Origin of the sequence: Mesorhizobium sanjuanii, from assembly GCF_002529485.1 — a bacterium.
Lineage (GTDB): Bacteria > Pseudomonadota > Alphaproteobacteria > Rhizobiales > Rhizobiaceae > Mesorhizobium > Mesorhizobium sanjuanii.
Window position 1 is genome coordinate 23,436 of the sequence record NZ_NWQG01000079.1, and the last position, 6,059, is coordinate 29,494.

The following is a 6,059-nucleotide window of genomic DNA, read 5'->3' on the forward strand; positions in this document are numbered from 1 at the left end:
TGTTTCATCTGATTTGTAGCTTTAAGCCGCCCGGGCAGCCTGCTTGCCCAGATCGTGGCGGATGGTGGGGCCTGCGGCGCGGATCTTCTCGCGCAGCCGCACCGGCTCAACGACGCCATTGACGACGCTCACGTCGATCAGGTTGACGTCGACCACTTCGTTGCTGGCATGGGCCGCCGCACCGGTCGCCTCCAACCGGTCCTCGGCCGCTTTGTCGTGGGCAATGTCGGCATGGTCGACCGTGTCGGCCCAACCGCCATCGGCATACCAGACGGCGATGCCGTCGGTGAGGCGGTTTGCAGTCAAAACCTTCACTGTTCAACTCCTTCGGCGGCAGCTTGAGCAGCGCCTTCATGCCCCAAATCGTTATGCCAACCTGCCGCGAGCGGCTCGGAACGTTCAAAATTGGCGCCGGCGACTGCATCGCCAATAATGGTCATCACCGGCCCTGAAAGGTCGGCGCGCGCCTCCAGCGAAGGCAGATCGGCGAGCGTGCCGTGGAAACGGCGGCGGTTGGCAAGGCTGGCATTCTCGACCACGGCGACCGCAGTGTCCGGCGACAGTCCGGCCTCGATCAGCCGGCCGGCAACCTCGGCCGCGACCGAGCGGCCCATATAGACGGCGACCGTGGCGCCGGAAATCGCCAGCTTGGCCCAGTCGGGCAGCGAATTGCCCTTGAGGTCGTGGCCGGTGGTGAACACCATCGATGACGACACGCCGCGCAACGTCAGCGGCAGTTCGAAATCCGCGGCGGCGGCAAACGCCGCGGTAACGCCCGGAACCACCTCATAAGCGATGCCGGCATCGCGAAGTGCCGCCATTTCCTCGCCGGCCCGGCCGAACACCAGCGGATCGCCGGATTTCAGCCGCACGACGCGCTTGCCGTCGCGGCCGAGTTCGATCAGCAGCGCGTTGATCTCGGCCTGGCTCTTGGTGTGGCAGCCCTTGCGCTTGCCGACCGGCAGACGCTCGGCGTCGCGCCGGCCCATGGCGACGATCGCCTCCGGCACCAGCGCGTCATAAACGATCACATCGGCTTCCATGAGCAGGCGGTGGGCGCGCAGCGTCAAAAGGTCTTCGGCACCGGGGCCAGCGCCCACCAGCGCGATGTGGCCCGAGACCGGTGTGTTCGAGGCAAGCAGGCCGACGGCGGCATCATGCGCCTGCGCAGGCTCGCCCGCCTCCATGGCACGGGCTGGCGCGCCGCCGAAGAAATCGCTCCAGAAGCGGCGGCGGGCATTGCCCTTCGACAGCAGCTTTTCAGCAGTGCCGCGCAAGGAAGCGGCAAGTGCGGCAAGCGGGCCGAGCGATGGCGACAGCATACGGTCGATGCGGCTCCGCAGCATCTGGGCAAGCACCGGGCCTGCCCCTTCGGTGCCGATGGCGATGGCGACCGGCGCGCGGTTGACCAGCGCCGGGGTGAAGAAATCGCACAGTTCCGGCCGGTCGACGGCATTGACCGGAATGCCCAACCGGCGGGCATCCTCGACAACGCGGCGGTCGAGCGCTTCGTCGCCGCTGGCGGCAAACACCATCACCACGCCTTCGAGATGCGCGGCATCGTAGGCGGCGGCGATGTGGGTCGCGCCGGTGGCAGTGATGAAGGACAGCAACGCGGCCTCGGGGGCGTCAGTGATGATGCGCAATACAGCGCTCGACTGGCCGATCAGCCGCGCCTTGGCCAGTGCCTGCTCGCCGCCGCCAATGATGGCCACGGCTTCACCCTCGACCCGCAGGAAGACCGGGAAGGCATTGAGCTTGGGTGTGGCTTGCGGCATTGCGGGCGGAATCCTGAACACGCGGTCAGTTCTACGCGCGAGCGCGAAAAAGCAGAAGGAACGCTCTCGCGCATCACTTTGAGGGAAGCAATCGCTTTTCTGCAAGCGTAACAGCCAGGAGAAAAATATTCCACATCGCCATTCCCGGCGGATTGAAGCCTATGTTACGGGCCTTGATCTCCGGCTCTTTTAGCGGCAAGCGGCGCGCGCAACAAAACAGATTTTCCTAAATTCTACTAATCTAGTAGATTAAAGTCGCCACCGGAACATTCCCGCCTCCGCGTGCGTTTGCCCTGCGAACCCGGCCTGGCCGTGCGATTGCCGCAATGGTCCAACGACGTGCCTGGAAACCGGAATGAAACCAGGAAAAAGGAGCGCTCCGTGAACAACCTCAAGCTGAAACATGGTCTGTGGATCGTGGTGGCCGATGGCGAGAAAGCGCTGTTCCTCCGCAATGAGGGCGACACGCTCCATCCTAACCTCCAGGTGATACAGGAAATGGAGCAGGACAATCCCGCCAGCCGCGATCAAGGCAGCGACCGGCCCGGCCGCTACAATGACGGTCCTTCCATCCACCGCAGCGCGGTCGAGGACACGGACTGGCACCGTCTCGGCAAGGAGCGTTTCGCCGACGAGATTGCGGGGCGGCTCTACAAGCTCGCCCATCGCGGCACGTTCAAGGAGATCGTGCTGATCGCGCCGCCGCAGGTGCTGGGCGAGATGCGCAGGAAACTGCACAAGGAGGTTGCCGAGAAAATAGCGGCGGAAATACCGAAGACCCTGACCAATCACACCATAGTCGACATCGAGACCCTGCTGCAGGCAGCCTGACCGGACATCCGCAACGCGCAACCGGCTTTTGCGCATCGACCGCCAGCAGCCCGGAGCATGCTGCCGGGTGGCTGATGGTGGGTTGACGCCGCCAGTTCTCCGTTGTCCGCTGTCCTTGTCGCCGATTTCATGCCATTGCGGGTTGCCTCATGGCCAGCCGCGCCGCCATATTGCAAAGGCGGCGGCTTCGGACGGCGCATATCCGACATCGCGATTTCTGAAAGGCGCTCCATAGATCATGCCGCATGACACGCCCCTTATCGCCACTATCGTCGCCGGTCTGGGGCTGGCTTTCGTCTTCGGCGCGCTCGCCAACCGCTTCCGCATCCCGCCGCTGGTCGGCTATCTCGTCGCCGGCGTTCTGGTCGGGCCGAACACGCCAGGCTTCGTCGCCGATGCCGGCCTTGCCAACGAACTGGCCGAGATCGGCGTCATCCTCCTGATGTTCGGCGTCGGCCTGCATTTCTCGCTGAAGGATCTGTTGTCGGTCCGCGCCATCGCCGTGCCCGGCGCCATCGTGCAGATCGGCTTCGCGACGGCGCTTGGCGCCGGCCTCGCCTGGCTGCTCGGCTGGTCGATGGGCGCCGGACTGGTCTTCGGCCTGGCCCTGTCGGTCGCCTCGACGGTGGTGCTGTTGCGCGCGCTGCAGGAGCGGCGGCTGATCGAGACCGAACGCGGCCGCATCGCCGTCGGCTGGTTGATCGTCGAGGATCTCGCCATGGTGCTGGCGCTGGTGCTGTTGCCGGCGCTGGCCGGCGTGCTCGGCGGCCAGCAGCAGGTCGAGACCCACGCCAGCCTGCTGTCGTTGCCGGCGAGCTACGGCATCTGGGGCGTCGTCGGCATGACGCTGGCCAAGGTCGTCGCCTTCGTCATCGTCATGCTGGTGGTCGGCCGCCGCGTCATTCCCTGGATCCTGCACTATGTCGCTCATACCGGGTCGCGCGAATTGTTCCGGCTGGCGGTTCTGGCGATTGCTCTTGGCGTCGCCTTCGGCGCAGCCAAGCTGTTCGGCGTATCGCTGGCGCTGGGCGCTTTCTTCGCCGGTATGATCATGAGCGAATCCGAACTCAGCCACCGGGCGGCCGAGGAATCGCTGCCGCTGCGCGACGCCTTTTCCGTGCTGTTCTTCGTCTCGGTCGGCATGCTGTTCGACCCGTTCAGCCTGATCGACAACGGTTTGCCGATCCTGGCGACGCTGGCCATCATCGTCATTGGCAAATCGCTGGCGGCCTTCGTCATCGTCGTCGCCTTCCGCTATCCCATGTCTACCGCACTGATGATCTCGGCCAGCCTCGCCCAGATCGGCGAATTCTCCTTCATCCTGGCCGAGCTCGGCGTCGGCCTGAAGCTGTTGCCGGAACAGGGCCGCGACCTCATTCTGGCCGGCGCCATCCTGTCGATCCTCCTCAACCCGCTGATGTTCCTCGCCCTCGACTGGATGAAGCCATGGCTGGAGGAGCGCTCCGCCAAAGCATCGCCACCGGTCGAGGCAAAGCCGATCGGCCCGGCGACGCAGCCCGGCCAGGTGGCTTCGGTCGCTGCGCCGGAGACAGCGGACGATCCGCCGCCCAGGACGATGCTCGCCGGCCACGCCATCCTGATCGGCTATGGCCGGGTCGGCAGCCTCGTCGGCGCAGCGCTCAAGGAGGCCGCCCTGCCCTTCCTCGTCATCGAGGATGCCGACAAGACGCTGGCCAGGCTCAAGGCGGACGGCATTGAAACTGTCGCCGGCAATGCGGCCAATGCCGATGTCTTCGCCGCCGCCAATCCGGAGGCCGCCAAGCGGCTGATCCTGGCCATCCCCAACGCCTTCGAGGCCGGACAGATCGTGCTGCGCGCCCGCGCCGCCAACCCAGCCATCAGCGTCATCGCGCGCGCCCATTCAGATGCCGAGGTCGAGCATCTCAAGGGGCTTGGCGCCGACACGGTCATCATGGGCGAACGCGAGATCGCGCGTGGCATTGTCGAAGAGGTGCTTGGTCCCAAGCCTGAGGCGACTGAACCGTCCGCTGCCTGAGCCGATCAGGCCACGAATGCAGAGCCACCATTTTGAGCGATGCTGCCGAGATATTTTGCCGGCGGCTTGCCAAGCGCCTTCTTGAACATGGTGATGAAGGCCGTGACGGAACCATAGCCGAGATCGCCAGAGACCTGCTGTACACTGGCCCCGGAGGCCAGTTCTCGAATTGCGACGATCAAGTGCAATTGCTGGCGCCAGCGCCCGAAGCTCAGCCCCGTCTCCTTTACCACGAGGCGGGCGAGACTGCTCTCGCTGAGCGCAACGCGGTTGGCCCATTCCGCCAGTGTGCTACGGTCGGCAGGGACTTGCGCCAACGCTTCGGCTATCCGCCTCAAGCGGGGCTCGGATGAAATCGGCAGATGCAGCCGCTGCACAGGCATGCGCGGCAGTTCGCTGAGCAGTGTCCTGATCAAAAGCCCGTCCCTCGCCTCATCATCCTGCACACTATCGGACAGTTCGATGATCAGTTCGCGCAACAGTGGCGAGATCGAAAGTGTGCAGCACCGGTCCGGCAGATCGGCGGCTCCCGGCTCAATGTAGACGAAGAAAATCCGGGCATTGGCGGTCGCAACATTGCTGTGCTCCATGTCGCCGGGAATCCACACCCCGCAATGAGGCGGTACCATCCACAGGCCGCTGGGCACGTGGCATGTGACGCCGCCTCCGAGCGCGAAGACGAGTTGGCCCTTGCGGTGCCGATGGGCGGGCACCTCCGCTCTGGTCTCGGGGACGTCAACGCGCACGGCAATCGCCGGTGCGGAAGGGTCATCCACATCGACCTCTAGCCAAGGGTAACGGAGAGGTTGTCTCATGATTGACTGTTTCTAGCGATTAAATGCCTTGATATCCAGATTATTCGAGAGGGGAAATCGATAGGTTCCGCCTGTGAATGAGCGACTCTGGAGCGTGCGGCGCAGTCGACCTTTTCTTCCGCGGACGCTCCAGCGTCGAACCAGCAAGAACCGGGCATACAACTGCCTGAAGAGCTGTGCGTCCGCAGCAGTGAGGTATGAACCATGCTCGCCCTCGTCATCTCTTCCGATAGCGCGACCGGACTGAGGATCGCGGAGCTCGCCGAGCCTCAAGCGGCCTCGAACGAGGCGCTTGTTTCGGTCCACGCGACCTCGTTGAACCGCGGCGAACTGCGCCTGCTCACCATACGTCCGAACGGTTGGATACCCGGCCAGGACATCGTTGGAATTGTCGAACGGGCGGCAGCCGATGGCTCAGGGCCAGCCGCGGGCACCCGGGTTGCGGCTTTGGTCGACCAGGCCGGCTGGGCCGAACGTGTCGCCGTTCCTACCGACCGTCTCGCCGTCCTGCCGGATGACGTCAGCTTCGCTTCCGCCGCCACGCTTCCGGTCGCGGGCACGACGGCGCTAAGGACCTTGCGCCACGGCGGCGACCTGGCCGGCCAGCAGGTCCTGATC

General features: G+C 64.8%; 6 protein-coding genes. 3 read left to right on the forward strand and 3 right to left on the reverse strand.

The window, feature by feature from the left end; translation table 11 throughout:
• Positions 1 to 21: 21 nt before the first annotated feature.
• Together CN311_RS13825 and cysG are read right to left on the reverse strand one after the other, a co-directional pair.
• Positions 22 to 315 (reverse strand): DUF2849 domain-containing protein, encoded by a 294-nt coding sequence (locus CN311_RS13825; RefSeq protein ID WP_097574279.1) that lies wholly within the window; start codon positions 313 to 315, stop codon positions 22 to 24.
• Positions 312 to 1,778, reverse strand: a complete 1,467-nt coding sequence (cysG, locus tag CN311_RS13830; RefSeq protein ID WP_097574281.1) for a siroheme synthase CysG — start codon at positions 1,776 to 1,778, stop codon at positions 312 to 314. Before cysG ends, CN311_RS13825 begins: the two co-directional genes overlap by 4 nt.
• A gap of 381 nt (positions 1,779 to 2,159) precedes the next feature.
• Between cysG and CN311_RS13835 the strand changes: the two genes are divergently transcribed.
• Together CN311_RS13835 and ybaL are read left to right on the forward strand one after the other, a co-directional pair.
• Positions 2,160 to 2,609: a baeRF12 domain-containing protein gene (locus CN311_RS13835; RefSeq protein ID WP_097574294.1), complete on the forward strand. Its 450-nt coding sequence runs from the start codon at positions 2,160 to 2,162 to the stop codon at positions 2,607 to 2,609.
• Positions 2,610 to 2,847: 238 nt separating this feature from the next.
• Positions 2,848 to 4,626 carry a YbaL family putative K(+) efflux transporter gene (gene ybaL / locus CN311_RS13840; protein WP_097574282.1) on the forward strand — a complete coding sequence of 593 codons (1,779 nt, stop codon included), beginning with the start codon at positions 2,848 to 2,850 and terminating at the stop codon, positions 4,624 to 4,626.
• A 5-nt stretch (positions 4,627 to 4,631) separates the two neighbouring features.
• Here ybaL and CN311_RS13845 read toward each other — a convergent pair whose 3' ends face one another.
• Positions 4,632 to 5,441, reverse strand: coding sequence for an AraC family transcriptional regulator (locus CN311_RS13845; protein ID WP_097574284.1), 810 nt, complete (start codon positions 5,439 to 5,441; stop codon positions 4,632 to 4,634).
• A 204-nt stretch (positions 5,442 to 5,645) separates the two neighbouring features.
• Here CN311_RS13845 and CN311_RS13850 point away from each other — a divergent pair.
• A partial coding sequence (locus CN311_RS13850; protein ID WP_425351074.1) for an alcohol dehydrogenase catalytic domain-containing protein occupies positions 5,646 to 6,059 on the forward strand: 414 nt, incomplete at its 3' end.